The organism is Pseudoalteromonas sp. HL-AS1, assembly GCF_031198785.1.
Taxonomy (GTDB): Bacteria; Pseudomonadota; Gammaproteobacteria; order Enterobacterales; family Alteromonadaceae; genus Pseudoalteromonas; species Pseudoalteromonas distincta.
The window spans coordinates 38,820-56,087 of record NZ_CP133569.1 but is presented as its reverse complement, the minus strand read 5'-3'; the positions used below and the strand labels follow the sequence as shown (position 1 = coordinate 56,087).

Annotated in this window: 15 protein-coding genes, 2 tRNA genes and 3 rRNA genes; 6 read left to right on the top strand and 14 right to left on the bottom strand. The window is 42.4% G+C overall.

Translation table 11 applies throughout. The features are described 5' to 3' along the window. Position 1: 1 nt before the first annotated feature. Positions 2 to 1,141: a GNAT family N-acetyltransferase gene (locus tag RB214_RS00280; protein WP_309167901.1), complete on the top strand. Its 1,140-nt coding sequence runs from the start codon at positions 2 to 4 to the stop codon at positions 1,139 to 1,141. Here the strand turns inward: RB214_RS00280 and RB214_RS00275 are convergent. Further along, positions 1,118 to 1,708 (bottom strand): DUF938 domain-containing protein, encoded by a 591-nt coding sequence (locus RB214_RS00275; protein ID WP_309167900.1) that lies wholly within the window; start codon positions 1,706 to 1,708, stop codon positions 1,118 to 1,120. The two genes, RB214_RS00280 and RB214_RS00275, sit on opposite strands and share 24 nt — an antisense overlap. Before the next feature lie 200 nt (positions 1,709 to 1,908). Here RB214_RS00275 and RB214_RS00270 point away from each other — a divergent pair, with 200 nt between their 5' ends. The 5 genes from RB214_RS00270 to RB214_RS00250 all read left to right on the top strand — a co-directional run bounded on the left by RB214_RS00270 (position 1,909) and on the right by RB214_RS00250 (position 5,004). After that, positions 1,909 to 2,094, top strand: coding sequence for a hypothetical protein (locus RB214_RS00270; protein ID WP_010554833.1), 186 nt, complete (start codon positions 1,909 to 1,911; stop codon positions 2,092 to 2,094). A gap of 101 nt (positions 2,095 to 2,195) precedes the next feature. Beyond that, the gene (locus RB214_RS00265; protein WP_223231703.1) at positions 2,196 to 2,561 is read left to right on the top strand and encodes a hypothetical protein; all 366 of its coding nucleotides are present in this window, start codon (positions 2,196 to 2,198) and stop codon (positions 2,559 to 2,561) included. 11 nt (positions 2,562 to 2,572) lie between these two features. Then, the gene (locus RB214_RS00260; RefSeq protein WP_309167899.1) at positions 2,573 to 3,949 is read left to right on the top strand and encodes a class II fumarate hydratase; all 1,377 of its coding nucleotides are present in this window, start codon (positions 2,573 to 2,575) and stop codon (positions 3,947 to 3,949) included. 109 nt (positions 3,950 to 4,058) lie between these two features. Beyond that, positions 4,059 to 4,592: a hypothetical protein gene (locus tag RB214_RS00255; RefSeq protein ID WP_309167898.1), complete on the top strand. Its 534-nt coding sequence runs from the start codon at positions 4,059 to 4,061 to the stop codon at positions 4,590 to 4,592. A gap of 10 nt (positions 4,593 to 4,602) precedes the next feature. After that, the gene (locus tag RB214_RS00250; protein WP_309167897.1) at positions 4,603 to 5,004 is read left to right on the top strand and encodes a hypothetical protein; all 402 of its coding nucleotides are present in this window, start codon (positions 4,603 to 4,605) and stop codon (positions 5,002 to 5,004) included. A gap of 29 nt (positions 5,005 to 5,033) precedes the next feature. On the opposite strand, the gene RB214_RS00245 is transcribed toward RB214_RS00250, so the two are convergent. The 13 genes from RB214_RS00245 to RB214_RS00185 form a co-directional block, all read right to left on the bottom strand. Beyond that, positions 5,034 to 5,219 (bottom strand): hypothetical protein, encoded by a 186-nt coding sequence (locus tag RB214_RS00245; protein ID WP_309167896.1) that lies wholly within the window; start codon positions 5,217 to 5,219, stop codon positions 5,034 to 5,036. Positions 5,220 to 5,234: 15 nt separating this feature from the next. Then, positions 5,235 to 5,561 (bottom strand): hypothetical protein, encoded by a 327-nt coding sequence (locus tag RB214_RS00240; protein WP_010554828.1) that lies wholly within the window; start codon positions 5,559 to 5,561, stop codon positions 5,235 to 5,237. Beyond that, a complete protein-coding gene (locus tag RB214_RS00235; protein WP_024604733.1) occupies positions 5,558 to 6,196 on the bottom strand; it encodes a hypothetical protein in 639 nt (212 codons plus the stop codon). Before RB214_RS00235 ends, RB214_RS00240 begins: the two co-directional genes overlap by 4 nt. 74 nt (positions 6,197 to 6,270) lie before the next feature. Next, the gene (locus RB214_RS00230; protein ID WP_004335088.1) at positions 6,271 to 6,963 is read right to left on the bottom strand and encodes a PspA/IM30 family protein; all 693 of its coding nucleotides are present in this window, start codon (positions 6,961 to 6,963) and stop codon (positions 6,271 to 6,273) included. A gap of 24 nt (positions 6,964 to 6,987) precedes the next feature. Then, positions 6,988 to 7,401 (bottom strand): YjfI family protein, encoded by a 414-nt coding sequence (locus RB214_RS00225; protein ID WP_004335098.1) that lies wholly within the window; start codon positions 7,399 to 7,401, stop codon positions 6,988 to 6,990. A 79-nt stretch (positions 7,402 to 7,480) separates the two neighbouring features. Further along, on the bottom strand, positions 7,481 to 9,202 hold the full coding sequence (locus RB214_RS00220; protein WP_309167895.1) for a polyamine aminopropyltransferase: 1,722 nt from the start codon (positions 9,200 to 9,202) through the stop codon (positions 7,481 to 7,483). A 3-nt stretch (positions 9,203 to 9,205) separates the two neighbouring features. Then, on the bottom strand, positions 9,206 to 10,105 hold the full coding sequence (locus tag RB214_RS00215) for a DUF350 domain-containing protein (RefSeq protein ID WP_024597420.1): 900 nt from the start codon (positions 10,103 to 10,105) through the stop codon (positions 9,206 to 9,208). A 26-nt stretch (positions 10,106 to 10,131) separates the two neighbouring features. After that, on the bottom strand, positions 10,132 to 11,064 hold the full coding sequence (locus tag RB214_RS00210; RefSeq protein ID WP_309167894.1) for a CHAD domain-containing protein: 933 nt from the start codon (positions 11,062 to 11,064) through the stop codon (positions 10,132 to 10,134). Positions 11,065 to 11,603: 539 nt separating this feature from the next. Beyond that, a 5S ribosomal RNA gene (gene rrf / locus RB214_RS00205) occupies positions 11,604 to 11,718 on the bottom strand. 205 nt (positions 11,719 to 11,923) lie between these two features. After that, a 23S ribosomal RNA gene (locus RB214_RS00200) occupies positions 11,924 to 14,813 on the bottom strand. A 304-nt stretch (positions 14,814 to 15,117) separates the two neighbouring features. Further along, positions 15,118 to 15,193, bottom strand: a tRNA-Ala gene (locus RB214_RS00195). Between the two features lie 50 nt (positions 15,194 to 15,243). After that, positions 15,244 to 15,320, bottom strand: a tRNA-Ile gene (locus tag RB214_RS00190). Positions 15,321 to 15,396: 76 nt separating this feature from the next. Further along, positions 15,397 to 16,932, bottom strand: a 16S ribosomal RNA gene (locus tag RB214_RS00185). The 16S, 23S and 5S rRNA genes sit together here with 2 tRNA genes alongside, the layout of an rRNA operon. Positions 16,933 to 17,268: the final 336 nt, after the last annotated feature.

The window sequence follows — 17,268 nt, the reverse complement described above, 5'->3', positions numbered from 1 at the left end:
CATGGGAACGTTTTCGCACCAATGGTTTAGCAGTATTAATGAGATTGATCAGGCGCAGTGGCAACGTTTATTTGGTGATGAACCATTTACTCAACATGCTTTTTTATATGCCCTTGAACAAAGCCAATGCGTAACACAAAAAAGCGGTTGGCAGCCCCATCACCTCGCTATTTTTGAAGATGATACGCTCATTGCGCTTGCACCTGGGTATTTAAAAAGTCATTCATACGGCGAGTACGTATTTGACTGGGCATGGGCTGAGGCATACGAAAAACACGGTTTAGAATATTATCCCAAATGGCTATCTGGCATTCCCTTTAGCCCTATTGAAGGCAAGCGTATTGCTATCGAGCACGCTAACCCTAATGCGGTGTATCAGTACATTACAGAGCAACTTAGCATACACAGTGCTGATCAAAGGTGGTCGGGGTGGCATGTTAATTTTTGCGACCAAGCCCAAGCAACATCATTAACTGAGCAACATGCCATGCTAAGAGTGGGTGTGCAATTTCAGTGGTTTAATAAAGGTTTTGAAACCTTTGACGATTTCTTGCAAATACTTAACTCACGAAAACGTAAGTCACTTAAAAAAGAGCGAGCTAAAATAGCGCAACAAAATATTGATATTGAATGGCTGCAAGGAACGCAAATTACGCCCGAGATAATGCAATTGTTTTGTGAGTTTTATCAGCGTACCTACTTAAAGCGATCTGGTCATTTGGGTTATTTAAATATGGAGTTTTTTACGCTTTTACATGCATTAATGGCTAATAACCTCGTTATTATGCTGGCCAAAAAAGACGACAGCGTGATTGCTGCAACACTTAGTTTAGTAGGTGAGAATACACTTTATGGGCGCTACTGGGGAGCAAGTGAGGAAGTAGATTCGCTTCACTTTGAGTTGTGCTATTACCAAGGTATTGAGTTTGCAATAAAGCATAAACTCAGCTGCTTTCATTCGGGAGCACAAGGTGAGCACAAAATAGCACGCGGATTTGAACCCGTACTTACCTACTCTGCTCACCATATTGTTGATGGCGACTTTAGTAATGCAATAAGCGACTACTTAAAGCGTGAACGCGGCCATATTGATATATATAAAGAGCAATGTAGCTCATTACTGCCGTTTAAAAACGAGTAACTGATTATTTGCAGGCATGGCAGTATCGCTAATAAGCGTAAGCCCTGCTTGCTTAGCTAGTTGTTCAACTGCTTCAAAATCTCTTATTCCACTTAAAGGATCGCGCTCTGTTAAAAAGGCACTAAAGTCATCATTACTTGGGCTGGTAAATTCACCAAGGTACTTAAATGGTCCGTAAATACACAACATACCGTCGCTATTTAAGTGACGTTTAACACCGTCAAAAAAACGTTCAACTAATTGCCAACTTACAATATGAAATGTGTTTGCAGTATAAATAGCGTCAACCTTATCTACAGGCCATTCATTATTTAAATCAAGCTCAAGTGGTGCATGTAAATTAGTTAAATTAGCTTCGCGGTGCCATAAATTAATCCCTTCGTGGTTTATAGCGCGATCACTTGTATGCCATTGTAAATGTGGTAATTGCTCTGCAAAAAACACACTATGCTGGCCTGTTCCTGATCCGACTTCGAGTACTGTTTTAGTATTTTTTAATACGTCCTTTAATTGCTCTAAAATAGGGGTTTTATTGTTTTCACAGGCTTGTGAAAATGGCTTTGTCATTACTGTGCACCAAAATTGTAGATTAATGCACAACAGTAAAGCAAATTTAGCTTATTTTGTCGTGATGAAAAAAAGGTAATTTTTAAATACTATAACTATCATATGGTTGAGCTGGCTCATTATGGTTGGTACGTAATATGCTTTTATATTGTTAACCCACTAAAGGGTTTAACTTATATTAAATTTCAAAGGATAAAATTATGCATATACCCCCTTATACCGCTGTAGACGCGGCCATTGCTATAACCGAAAAAACCACCGACGATCATAGTTACGCCGTTGATATGAGAGCTACAGTAATCGATTTACTTTCGCACCCTAAACATAATCAACAGGCGATGACCAAACATGAAACAGATCAGATATTTATTCTTGGCTACAATTAATACTCAAATTAGTATCGCAAATAATTTTTATAATAACTGTTTACACTGAAACCGATTAAATGTAATGATAACTATTATCGTTAACTTGAGTCGGTTTTTTTATGTCTTCAAATTATGCCCAGCATCGTTACCATCAAGAACTCTCTTGTCATTGCTTAAGACCTGGCCTGCATGCACCCATGCTCGTTGCCGACTACATAGAAACCGCCCTTAACGTCGCCAAAAAATTTGAGCAACAACATAATCCCTTGCTTCAAGAGTTTTATCTTAGGCGCACACACCATGAAATTATGAACAAAATGTGCGACCCTCTTATACATAATGCTATTCGTAAACAATGTTTAGAGCAGCTATACAAACCATTATTAGCATTAAAACGGTTTTATAAGGTGCATAACAATACTGCACAATTTTTAATACTTGAGCGTGAAGCTCGTATTCTTAGTCACGAATTCAACCCTTTTTAAGGAGCACACTTATGATCAACTTTAGAACAGAATCAGACAGCATGGGCGAGCTACAAGTACCTACTGATGCGCTTTATCAGGCGCAAACACAACGAGCGGTTAATAATTTTGCCATTAGTGGCTTATCTATGCCAAAGCAATTTATCACTGCACTGGCTTATATAAAACAAGCCGCTGCGCAAAGTAACTGCGAGCTTGGCCATTTAAGTAAAGACAAAGCAAATGCTATTGAGCAAGCTTGCCAAAGTATTATTGATGGTGAACATGTTGAGCATTTTCCCGTTGATATTTTTCAAACAGGTTCTGGCACAAGCTCAAATATGAATGCCAACGAAGTTATTGCAACGCTTGCTAGCCGGATAGGCAATGAAAGCATTCACCCTAATGATGATGTAAACATGGGGCAAAGCTCTAACGATGTAGTCCCTACTGCTATCGCACTCAGTAGCGCAATAAATGTAGTGTATGAATTACTTCCTTCGCTTGAAAACTTATCGCAAAGCCTAGAAAAGAAAAAAGCTGAGATAGGCCATATAGTTAAAACGGGCCGTACGCATTTAATGGATGCAATGCCTGTTACATTTGATCAAACACTAAGTGCATGGCAGTCACAAGTTAATCATGCCGCAGCAGGAATTAGACATAGCCTAGAGCGTGTATGCGAACTTGCACAAGGCGGTACAGCTGTTGGAACAGGAATAAATGCAGACCCTAAGTTTGCAGCCAAATTTGCAGAAAACCTGAGTGCCAATGTAGGCATTAGATTTACGCCTAGTAGTAACTTTTTTTATAACATCGGCTCACAAGACGCCATAGTAGCGCTTTCGGGGCAATTAAAAGTATTCGCTGTAGCACAAATGAAAATAGCGAACGACCTACGTTGGATGAACTCAGGGCCACTTGCGGGCTTAGGCGAAATAGAGCTAGAAGCACTTCAACCGGGCTCGTCTATTATGCCAGGTAAAGTAAACCCAGTAATACCAGAAGCCGCAGCCATGGTAAGCGCACAAGTAATCGGTAACGACGCGACCATTACAGTAGCAGGCCAAGCGGGTAATTTTGAGCTAAACGTTATGCTGCCAGTCATTGCTTATAATATTTTGCAAAGCATAGAATTACTTGCCAATAGCGCACAAGCATTGGGCGATAAAGCCATTGCCAGCTTTAAAGTAAACAAGCCTAATATAGATAAAGCACTCGCTAAAAATCCAATTTTAGTGACTGCGCTCAATCCGGTGATCGGTTATGAAAAAGCAGCAAAAATAGCAAAGCAGGCTTATAATGAAGCCCGCCCTATTATTGATGTAGCCGAACAAGAAACCGATTTACCACGCAGTGAACTCGAAAAGCTACTTAATCCCACCAAACTAACGCAGGGTGGACTTTAATAAACGATATTTTTCACGGCTTTAATTACTTGATAATATAGTTTTTATTGCCGTAAAAAATGCACCGTGTATGATAGTGATGAATATTTCATCACTATCAAGGTTTGTTATGCGTACCCCATTGTTAGCCATACTTTTACCACTTTGTTTAACTGCATGCTTAGATAAAACGCCAACTGAAACGCAGCAAGTAACAATAACCTCAGAAACTGAAGCGCCAAAGCAAGAGCTGCAAAAGCTAAAAGAAAACACTCAATTACAAGAAAATACAAAAAATAATGTAATTTCTGAAAGCGTTTCAATAAACGATTTAAAAAACGTTTCAATAGACGATATAAAAACAGCTAAAGCCGAATTAAATACGCTAATTACAGATACGCAATGTGATACCAGCACTCAATGCAGAATAAGTGCAGTAGGCAGTCGCGCATGTGGTGGGCCAAGCAGCTTTATTGTGTACTCAACAAAATCAGCGTCTGAAAAACAAGTAGCAGCCCTTAGCGATAAAATTACTAAGCTTGAAAGTAACTATAATTCACAAAAAGGGATGATGAGCATTTGTCAGCATTTAACAACGCCAAGCACGCAGTGTGTTGAAAATAAATGTGTTAAACTTGAAGGTTCAGCGGTAAGTGCATTTTAAGGATAACGTTATGAGTTGTTTACCATCGGCAATTAAACTATCAATTTTAAGCATTGCTAGCAGCATTTTATTACTAAGTGGTTGTGCTAGTACTGTGACGTCAAATGAGCAAAGTAAAAACTTGTCTGACTTAAACTATGATCTTAGTAACATGGTGAGTAATAACAGCTGCACCGCAAGTTTTCAGTGCAAAGTACTTGAAGTGGGCGCCCGCGCATGCGGCGGACCGAGTAAGTATGCTGTTTATTCAACGCTGAACACATATCAAGAAGAAGCAGAACAGCTTGCTCAACAAATAACAAAACAAGAAAAAATACAAAATAAAGCACAAGGCTTAACCGATTGTTCACCAGTACTTGAAGTGCAATCGCTGTGTATTAATCACCAATGCCAGTCGTTTGATATAAAATAAAAACGGTCGCGTATAATTTAATCTCAGCGTTAACCTAAATACGGAATTAACGCTGAAATTACAACCACCAGTACCACGCAAATACCCGCTTTTATAATGTACTTCATGGGCATTGTTTTAAGCACCCAATATGCATAAATAAAACGTACAAAATAACTCGCCGCAGTACCAAACAACGCAAAAATAATTAAGTAAGCAATTAAAACAATATTCATAAAAACCTAATTAAATTATTTCACTTTTTTATTTTTAGTGTGAGCTATTAATAAATCAGCTACTTGTTGCTTTACGGCTCGCTTATCATCGCTTTGTACATCAAAGCGACTGGCTAGTTGCGCTATTTCATCATCATTTAAGTTAAACGATAAACGTTGACGCGTTTTTTTAGACTTTACGTCTAAGCCAAGTATTTTTCGGATCATATCTGACGGCGTTAGCTCTTGATCAATTGCCTGCTTTTTTATCAGTTTTTGAACTTCGCTGCTTAGATCAAATGCCATTTGTGTGGCACGTACAGCTTGTTCCTGACGTAACCACTTGTCTTTAGCATCACTCACTTAGCGTCTCCGGGAAACAAGTCTACAATGTCTGACATTGGACGCATGAGCGTTAGCGATACATCGGTTTCGCCGCCATCCCAAATTTCGATATTTAAACCAAAGCCTTCATTATCTGACGCTAAACAAATCATTTCGCATGGTTCACCACCTTCTTGCTCATAGCGAGGCAATGTTTGATTGCGGTAATCTTTATTATGGAAATAACACACATAAGGCGACTCGCTTTGTTGATAACTTTTAGCTAAAAACTGCATAAAGCGCTCTGGTGTATTTTGCACTGTAATGTGGGTTAACGACTCTTCATCAAAAATACGCGCAAATTCATCAAGGCCAAATATCTCTTCAACTTCGTTTCGCTGAATTTTAATAGAAAAGTTAGCCCACTCTTCGCCGTCATCTTGCTCAATTTGTAAAAATACAACTTGGCCGCTATTTGTCTCAAGTACAAATTCAGTATCGCTGCTGTGCTGATATTGGTAAGTCTGAATATCAGTAACACGTAGCGTTTCACCTTTTAACCATGCCGGATAAGCAAATGAGTCGATAACACTAAACATGTCGCCTTTTTTAAGCTCGCTCGGATGATTAAGCTGACGCTCTGGCTCTTTTTTAGATTTGAAAAAATTAAACATAGGAAGGCTGCCTTCTAAGCAAAAAAGGTAACTGAGCAAAACTCGGTTACCTTTTTAAAGTATAAACGTAATGGTTAGCTATTTTGCTTCGCTTTGATGCGAGCTAAAATATCAGCACTTTTTGGACTTGTGTCGCCAATGCCTGCTTCAGCCATTTTTGCTTTTAAGTCATCGCCATTTACGTCTGACTCAAGTTGCTTTGCAGCACCTAGCTGGTCGCTACGATCTTGTTGACGCTGTTTAATGCGTTCAAGCGATTGACGAGCCGATGTCATAGACGAGCTGTTTGTATTAAGCGTGCTGTTAACAGCCATTGTTGCTTGCTGTACGCTTTCAGTGGTTTTTACCATTGTAAGCTGGCGCTGATTCTCTTTAATTGATTTTTCAGCATCTTTAACTTGCTGCTTAAGCGCAACAATATGGTTACTAAAGCCAGATAATACTTGCTCGTTTTCGGCTTTTTCAGCTTCAAAGTCACCAATTTTTTCTGCAATTTCTAATGCTAACGCTTCGTTACCCTTTTCAAGCGCTTGGCCTGCATACGCTTCGTGTTCCGCGATTGATGCATCTACAGCGCTAATTTTACGCTTAGTTTGCATTTCTTTAGCCATTACTTCTGTAAGGCTTTTTTTAGCGCGGTGAAGTGCATTTTGCGCGTCTGCAATTTCTTGCTCAAAAATACGGATGCCATTTTTGTCTACAATTGCTTCGCCTGCTTCACGAGCGCCGCCACGTACTGCTGTAAATAATTTTTTTAAAATACTCATAATCTTAACTCCACTAACTGGCTATTAATCGTTTAAATACAAGGTCACGGCTTCTAGTGCATCGATAGCGTTATCGGCTAATGTCACTAGTTCGTGGGTAACGTCATCTAATGATGAATTTACCGACAGTGCACCAAAAATCGCGTATTTGTTATCGATTTTAGCAAATGCACTCAGTGGAATTGGCACGTTTAAACGTAGTAATGTTTCGTTTAACTCGTTGCGTAATTCACTCTTAACTTCATCTTCGTCAAACAAGTAGCTAATACATAACAACTGCTCTTGCGTTTGTGTAACAAAAATTGGAAGTTCATCATTTCCATCAACAATGACTTGTAAAACATCTTGCTCGCCTGGGTTGGCAATCAAGAAAGACTCAAAGTTAGCGCCTTCAGTTTCAAAAGAAGCTAATTTTATTGAAAGTTCATTTAATTCCATGTCTCTGCCTTTTGTCGTTTGACATATTATGTCTGAGTTAAGATTCTCACGGCCGACATATTATGTCAACCATGTTTTGTTAGTTTTTATACAATTCGCTTTCTATTTGCCATGCAGTGCGGTAGTAATCATACAACTGACCAGATCCTAACCTATTGACCTCAATACTTTTAACTTGTTCAAAGTAGTGGTTAGGAAATACAAAGCTTGCCAATAAATATTCTTTACTAATCCACCTTGATGGCACAGGCATAGCTGTCGCATCATTAATACGGCCACTGGCCGATTGACCCATTTTAGTGGCTATCGTCCAGCCCCACTGCCCAAACGAAGGTATGTTTTGCTGATACTGCTCAACATACTCAAACCCTGCGGCTTTAACTGTTTTAGCAATGCTTAAAAATGCTTTTTTAGCATGATAAGGTGAGGTTGATTGAACCGCCATTGCGCCATCGGGTGCTAATAACTGACGTACATGATTATAAAAGTAGTCACTGTACATTTTATTTAGATCAGGGTGATTTGGGTCCGGTAAATCAATTAAGATGGTGTCGAACTGCTTAGATTGATCAAGCAGTTTTTCAACTTCTAAAAATGCATCACCCACAATTATGTTGGCTCGCGAGTCTTGCATCGATTTATTGTTTAGCTGTAGTAATCGCTTATTGATGTGCTCTGGCGGCGTAAAGTCACCGTCTTTATGACCAAATAAATTGAGAAGCTGCGCATCTAAATCTATTAGCGTTACTTCACTCACTGGCCATTTTAAAACATCTCTTAGAGCTAGCCCGTCACCACCACCAATTATTAATACACGGTCGTGTCTGTTAGAGGCAAGCATTGCAGGATAAACCAGCATTGAATGATATATTTGCTCATCAATACTTGAGAACTGCAAACGCCCATTTAAATATAAATCGGTGATTGGCTGAGGTTGGTTTTTGCTTAACCTTTCGGTTAAAACTACGTGCTGGTATTTGGTTGCTTGCGAATAAATTACTTTATCTTTGTATAAAACATTACTTAGGTTGTTCATCCAGCTACTGCCAAATACTAAAATAAAGCCAAACAATGCCAACAGTACTATATGGCAAACTAAAAGTGCCTTAGCAAAGCGCACATGGGTATGGTAACGCCATAAAAATGCAAGCCCTGCGATGATGTTAAATAACGCCGTCCACGCTGCAGCTTGCATTATAGGCATTGAGAGCATGATGCTTACCCAAATGGCGGCACCAATACCAGCACCAATATAATCGGCACCATAAATAGTCCCTGCGTTGTTTTCTAAAAAACGGCCATAAACGTGCTGACGAATGCGCGCTATAAGCGGTATTTCCATACCAATAAATAAGCCCAGTATTAAACCAAAAACATAAGGTAGAAAACGTGACCACTCTTGTAGCTTTTGAAATACGTAACCATTAAGTACAACATCTGGGGGTAAATTAAAAATGCTCGAAAATAAATGAGGAAGAGAATAACTTACAGCTATTACACCCGCTATCGCTAAAATGCAGCCCATGCCAACCAAAGCAATAATGCTTTCTAGCCAAGCAAAAGCGGTAAATGCATCTTTAAACCAACGCGCTAAAAAAGCGCCTAAGCCCATTGCTACAATCATAGTACCGATCATGGCGTAAATAGCGCTTTCTACTGAGCCAAGTACACGGCCCGCATAATGAGAGAGTAAGTATTCATAAATAAGGCCGCACCCAGCAAGCACGGCCATAACAGTAATTAGTAATATATCGTGCCCAAGTAAGCGAGACTTACTTGGGGGAGTGTTGGTTGATGACACTGATTATGCGCCTAGTAAGGTTGCCATAGTGATACCTACAGCAAATGATACTGCTGCAGAAATAGCTGCTACACCTACATTTTTTTGACGATTAACTTCATCGGAAATATCGCAACCAGATAAAATTATTTTAATTGTCACTAAGTGCAAAATAATAAATGCGACAAGGCTCACAACAGCGCTAATAGCCCAGTATAGTAAACTCGCATTAATGTTATCAGCAGCGTATGGCGCAACACCCGTTGCAGCTGTAATAGCTAATGCACTACCTATTAAAAATCCAGCGTAACGAATACCCACAGCTAAGTTACCATCAACAATTGCTTGTTGTAGGCAGTCGCCACTTTTGTTTGTACGCTTAAATAACTGCACTCGGTACTGGCTAACAAGTAGTAATACAACACTACCTATAATAAAGGCAGCAATTACAATTGGAAGACCATGCCAGCCATCAGTAGCCACCCATAAAAGTGCTGAGCGAATAACTATTGCAACGCTAACAACATGACCAAAATCAATTATTGAAGCTGTAACGTTACCTTTAACTATTTCGTCGTGCAGGCTTACTTTACGAAGCGCTACTTTATCTTGAAAAAAGTGACCCAACTTAATAAGTACAATTGCTAATGCGCCGTAAGCTAACATTTGCAGTGCTTCTTGTTGCAATGTTGCAGCAAAAGCACCACTACTTACACCTGTTAATACAATCGCCAGTGCCACTAAACCAGCGGCAAAGCTAATACCAAAAGCAAAGTTATCACGCTCTGTTATTTCATCATTTGCGTGTAAGTTTGAAACCCAACCTTTTATATATTTAAGGCTTACAAATAATAAAACAATAATTGCAAAATCAATCGCCAATGCTTGTAGCGACCACATAGTTATTCCATTAAATTCATACATATTATTCTAACTCCAACTTTATTCTTTTACTTACCACGGCTCACGCCACGAGAGGTTCTGCTACCGCTATCACGCACCGATCCTGAGCTATTGCTATAACTGCTCGAACGAGAATAACTACTGCGGCTTTTTGGTGGCGTATAACTACTACGGCTTAAACCGGATGCACCTGTTTTTTTACTCGCATAAGGGCTTGTAAACTGCTTACCTTGGCGTTGGTATGTTTGGCGCGTGCGTGTTTCTAGCGCGCTTTGGGTTTTAATTTGTTTAGGGCTTGAATAACGCGAACGGCCATAGTCATTGTAATAACTATACTTTCGGCGTTTGCTCCAACTTCCATATTCAACACGGTCAAATACATCGCCTAAAATACGGTACATGCCGTACCATTGCCAAAAGCTAATACCATTACTATTTGTTTGCCAGTTACCATAGTTAGGGTTACCTACCATTTGGTTACCAACACCCTCACCTTCAGCTTGCTTACTAATTGCGCCTACACGCGCTAAAGTGCCTTTGGACATATCAGCTAGCATATTAATAGGATCGGTTAACGCATCAGAAAATAGCGTAGGTTTAGACGCATCACGCAACAAATCAATACTATACAACGTATCTTCGTAAGGAGGAATTAAGTAAGTTCCTTTAATATCTTTAAGTCGCTGTGTTAAACCACTATAAAGTGCGCCTCGGCGCGTTGCATCAAGGGTAATTACATCAACAACTTTTGTAAGCTCTGGTTGTTGTTTTTTAAGGAGCTCGCCATATTCTTTAAGTAATACAGCATTGCGCACATTCCCATTATCAAGCGCAGTACCAAGCTGTGACAGCTCTGTATCTGCTTTTTTAATAGACTCTTGAATTGTTTGTTGCAGCTGCTCTTCTTTAGATTGACAACCCATAAGCACTGCGAACAAACAAAACAGGCTTATAAGTTTCCAAGCTTTAATATTCGACATTCATGTCACCTGATTTACTAAATTAACTAAGGTAGTTTTACACAGGTCACTTATTAAACCAAGAATGAAATTGCAACAAAGTGAGAAGAAACGAACATCTCTATAATCAGTGTATGATTTAGTGAAAATATGAAGCTATATAATGAGGTTCGAATTGAAGTACCTCTTTATAAAAAGGTACTTACGGTGATCTTAGTGTCGGGAGTCGCTGCGCTCACCCGACCTACGTGATGGATGTTGAATAAGTGCGCATTAATTATCCGCATTTCATTTTCTGCAGACGTAAAAAAGCCCAACTATTTTTAGTCGGGCTCTCTACAATTTGAAGCCTGGTGATGTCGTAGTGCCCACAGCGGTAGAAAGTCACAGTGAAATGCTACACTCTCTTTGTGTCGGGGTGGCCTTCCGTGGGGCTCGCCTTCGAGCTGTTTTGTTTCACTACTGAGTTTGGTATGGGCTCTGGCTACCGCTTTTATTTTCACTTTTCTGCAGACGTAAAAAAGCCCGACTATTTCTAGTCGGGCTCTCTACAATTTGAAGCCTGGTAATGTCCTACTTTCACATAGCAAATGCTACACTATCATCGGCGCTGTTTCGTTTCACTACTGAGTTCGGCATGGAGTCAGGTGGGTCCAAAACGCTATTGTCACCAAGCAAATTAGGTGCAAAGAATTAATGACAAGCACGTAGTGCTACCATTTTCTTTGCGCAAGGTGCCTCAATGTTAACGCTACGCGCTAAGAGTCACCTCTTGAATTTGGAAAATATCTGATAATATTTTTTAAGTCTTTTTAAGTAATTTCTACTTTAGTTATATTAACTTCTGTCAAACTGTCGCATAAAACGCGTTTGGCGTTGTATGGTTAAGCCTCACGGGTAATTAGTACAAGTTAGCTTAATGGCTCACACCACTTCCACATCTTGCCTATCAACGTTGTAGTCTTCAACGGCCCTTCAGAGACTTTAAAAGTCTAGTGAGAACTCATCTCGAGGCCTGCTTCGCGCTTAGATGCTTTCAGCGCTTATCAGTTCCGAACGTAGCTACCGGGCAATGCCATTGGCATGACAACCCGAACACCAGCGGTTCGTTCACTCCGGTCCTCTCGTACTAGGAGCAACCCCTCTCAATTCTCAAACGCCCACGGCAGATAGGGACCGAACTGTCTCACGACGTTCTAAACCCAGCTCGCGTACCACTTTAAATGGCGAACAGCCATACCCTTGGGACCGACTTCAGCCCCAGGATGTGATGAGCCGACATCGAGGTGCCAAACACCGCCGTCGATATGAACTCTTGGGCGGTATCAGCCTGTTATCCCCGGAGTACCTTTTATCCGTTGAGCGATGGCCCTTCCATTCAGAACCACCGGATCACTATGACCTACTTTCGTACCTGCTCGACGTGTCTGTCTCGCAGTTAAGCTGGCTTCTACCATTACACTAACCGTACGATGTCCGACCGTACTTAGCCAACCTTCGTGCTCCTCCGTTACTCTTTAGGAGGAGACCGCCCCAGTCAAACTACCCACCAGGCACTGTCCGTAACCCCGATTCAGGGGCCAACGTTAGAACATCAAAACTACAAGGGTGGTATTTCAAGGACGACTCCACAACAACTAGCGTCGCTGCTTCAAAGTCTCCCACCTATCCTACACATGTAGGTTCAATGTTCAGTGCCAAGCTGTAGTAAAGGTTCACGGGGTCTTTCCGTCTAGCCGCGGGTACACAGCATCTTCACTGCGATTTCAATTTCACTGAGTCTCGGGTGGAGACAGCGTGGCCATGGTTACACCATTCGTGCAGGTCGGAACTTACCCGACAAGGAATTTCGCTACCTTAGGACCGTTATAGTTACGGCCGCCGTTTACCGGGGCTTCGATCAAGAGCTTCTCCCTAAGGATAACCCCATCAATTAACCTTCCGGCACCGGGCAGGTGTCACACCGTATACGTCATCTTGCGATTTTGCACAGTGCTGTGTTTTTAATAAACAGTCCCAGCCACCTGGTCACTGCGGCTCCCGTCCGCTTAGAGAGCAAGTCTCATCACAGATAGGAGCGTACCTTCTCCCGAAGTTACGGTACGATTTTGCCTAGTTCCTTCACCCGAGTTCTCTCAAGCGCCTTAGTATTCTCTACCTGACCACCTGTGTCGGTTTGGGGTACGATTCCATATAATCTGAAGCTTAGAGGCTTTTCCTGGAAGTATGGCATCAGCAACTTCATCACCGTAGTGACTCGTCTCGTGTCTCAGGTTTAATGTTTGTCCGGATTTACCTAAACAAACGCCCTACTCACTTTCACATAGACTACCAACGCTATGCTTGCTTAGCCTGCTCCGTCCCCCCATCGCAATTATATCGAGTACAGAAATATTAATCTGTTTCCCATCGACTACGCCTTTCGGCCTCGCCTTAGGGGTCGACTTACCCTACCCTGATTAACATGGGATAGGAACCCTTGGTCTTCCGGCGTGGGAGTTTTTCACTCCCATTATCGTTACTCATGTCAGCATTCGCACTTCTGATACGTCCAGCATACCTCCCGGTACACCTTCAACCGCTTACAGAACGCTCCCCTACCACTCAGAATAAATTCTGAATCCGCAGCTTCGGTGCATAGTTTAGCCCCGTTACATCTTCCGCGCAGACCGACTCGACCAGTGAGCTATTACGCTTTCTTTAAAGGATGGCTGCTTCTAAGCCAACCTCCTGGCTGTCTGGGCCTTTCCACATCGTTTCCCACTTAACTATGACTTTGGGACCTTAGCTGGCGGTCTGGGTTGTTTCCCTCTTCACGACGGACGTTAGCACCCGCCGTGTGTCTCCCGGATATTACTTTACGGTATTCGGAGTTTGCAAAGGGTTGGTAAGTCGGGATGACCCCCTAGCCTTAACAGTGCTCTACCCCCGTAAGTATTCGTCCGAGGCTCTACCTAAATAGATTTCGGGGAGAACCAGCTATCTCCCGGTTTGATTAGCCTTTCACTCCTAGCCACAGGTCATCCCCTAACTTTTCAACGTTAGTGGGTTCGGTCCTCCAGTTGATGTTACTCAACCTTCAACCTGCCCATGGCTAGATCACCGGGTTTCGGGTCTATACCTTGCAACTAGTCGCCCAGTTAAGACTCGGTTTCCCTACGGCTACCCTATTCGGTTAACCTCGCTACAAAATATAAGTCGCTGACCCATTATACAAAAGGTACGCAGTCACCCAACAAGTGGGCTCCTACTGCTTGTACGTACACGGTTTCAGGTTCTATTTCACTCCCCTCACAGGGGTTCTTTTCGCCTTTCCCTCACGGTACTGGTTCACTATCGGTCAGTTGGGAGTATTTAGCCTTAGATGATGGTCCACCTATATTCAGTCAAAGTTTCACGTGCTCCGACCTACTCGATTTCACTTAAAATATCTTTTCATGTACGGGACTATCACCCTGTATCGTGGCACTTTCCAGAGCCTTCCATTAACACATAATAAGCTTAAGGGCTGTTCCGATTTCGCTCGCCGCTACTTTCGGAATCTCGGTTGATTTCTTTTCCTACGGGTACTTAGATGTTTCAGTTCTCCGCGTTCGCCTCGTTAACCTATGTATTCAGTTAACGATACCTGCAAGCAGGTGGGTTTCCCCATTCGGAAATCCTAGTCTCAAGCGCTTTTTACTAGCTTGACTAGGCTTATCGCAAGTTAATACGTCCTTCATCGCCTCCAACTGCCAAGGCATCCACCGTGTACGCTTAGTCACTTAACCATACAACCCAAACGGGTCTTTGTTTTGTGACAGTTTAACTTCGCCAGAAGTTAATATTGAATACTAAAGTAGATACCAATCAATCAACGTAAACGTTAATTAAATGGCACTGAATGGTACTGCTACCATTCTTTTTTTACTTTTGAAAACTCTTGATAAATACAATGTATCTATCAGAATTTTATTATCAGCTTTTCCAAATTTTTAAAGAGCAAGAGATACAAAAACCTCTCAAAATTAAACACACTCTATTCTCAGGCGGTTAATGGCCCGATAAAGAATATTTATTTTTAAGAAGTAAAAGTGGTGGAGCTAAGCAGGATCGAACTGCTGACCTCCTGCGTGCAAGGCAGGCGCTCTCCCAGCTGAGCTATAGCCCCACATATGCTGGTACTTACTGTTTTAACCATCTTCTTGATTAGACAAGAAGTGGTGGGTCTGAGTAGATTTGAACTACCGACCTCACCCTTATCAGGGGTGCGCTCTAACCAGCTGAGCTACAGACCCAAAACAATAAGTGTTGTTCTCTTTACAATAACAATCATCTGTGTGGACACTACGAACAAATAAGTTCTAAATCGTATAAGGAGGTGATCCAGCCCCAGGTTCCCCTAGGGCTACCTTGTTACGACTTCACCCCAGTCATGAATCACTCCGTGGTAAACGTCCTCCCGAGGGTTAGACTATCTACTTCTGGAGCAACCCACTCCCATGGTGTGACGGGCGGTGTGTACAAGGCCCGGGAACGTATTCACCGCGTCATTCTGATACGCGATTACTAGCGATTCCGACTTCATGGAGTCGAGTTGCAGACTCCAATCCGGACTACGACGCACTTTAAGTGATTCGCTTACTCTCGCGAGTTCGCAGCACTCTGTATGCGCCATTGTAGCACGTGTGTAGCCCTACACGTAAGGGCCATGATGACTTGACGTCGTCCCCACCTTCCTCCGGTTTATCACCGGCAGTCTCCTTAGAGTTCTCAGCATTACCTGCTAGCAACTAAGGATAGGGGTTGCGCTCGTTGCGGGACTTAACCCAACATCTCACAACACGAGCTGACGACAGCCATGCAGCACCTGTATCAGAGTTCCCGAAGGCACCAAACCATCTCTGGTAAGTTCTCTGTATGTCAAGTGTAGGTAAGGTTCTTCGCGTTGCATCGAATTAAACCACATGCTCCACCGCTTGTGCGGGCCCCCGTCAATTCATTTGAGTTTTAACCTTGCGGCCGTACTCCCCAGGCGGTCTACTTAATGCGTTAGCTTTGAAAAACAGAGCCGAGGCTCCGAGCTTCTAGTAGACATCGTTTACGGCGTGGACTACCGGGGTATCTAATCCCGTTTGCTCCCCACGCTTTCGTACATGAGCGTCAGTGTTGACCCAGGTGGCTGCCTTCGCCATCGGTATTCCTTCAGATCTCTACGCATTTCACCGCTACACCTGAAATTCTACCACCCTCTATCACACTCTAGTTTGCCAGTTCGAAATGCAGTTCCCAGGTTGAGCCCGGGGCTTTCACATCTCGCTTAACAAACCGCCTGCGTACGCTTTACGCCCAGTAATTCCGATTAACGCTCGCACCCTCCGTATTACCGCGGCTGCTGGCACGGAGTTAGCCGGTGCTTCTTCTGTCAGTAACGTCACAGCTAGCAGGTATTAACTACTAACCTTTCCTCCTGACTGAAAGTGCTTTACAACCCGAAGGCCTTCTTCACACACGCGGCATGGCTGCATCAGGCTTGCGCCCATTGTGCAATATTCCCCACTGCTGCCTCCCGTAGGAGTCTGGGCCGTGTCTCAGTCCCAGTGTGGCTGATCATCCTCTCAAACCAGCTAGGGATCGTCGCCTTGGTGAGCCATTACCTCACCAACTAGCTAATCCCACTTGGGCCAATCTAAAGGCGAGAGCCGAAGCCCCCTTTGGTCCGTAGACATTATGCGGTATTAGCAGTCGTTTCCAACTGTTGTCCCCCACCTCAAGGCATGTTCCCAAGCATTACTCACCCGTCCGCCGCTCGTCAGCAAAGTAGCAAGCTACTCTCTGTTACCGCTCGACTTGCATGTGTTAGGCCTGCCGCCAGCGTTCAATCTGAGCCATGATCAAACTCTTCAATTAAAAAGTTTTATGTCTTTCGACAGCTCAATGAATTCTGAATTTTTTAATATCTTTCGATATTGAATTGACTGTGCCGAATAATTACCGAAATAACTACTCTGTTGGTCACTCAGTTTTCAATTGAGACTCTAATTTGTTTGCCTCATTACTTGCTCAATAAAGAACGAAGTAGTTTGGCTGTTAGAACTCAATCTGTACGAGTGCCCACACAGATGATTGCTTTATATTGTTAAAGAACGTTTTGAGTCGCTTTAGCGTCTCAAGGGATGCGAATAATACACCCTTTATTTTTAGAGTCAACACTTAGTTTTAAACTTTCTTTTTAGAAGATTTAAA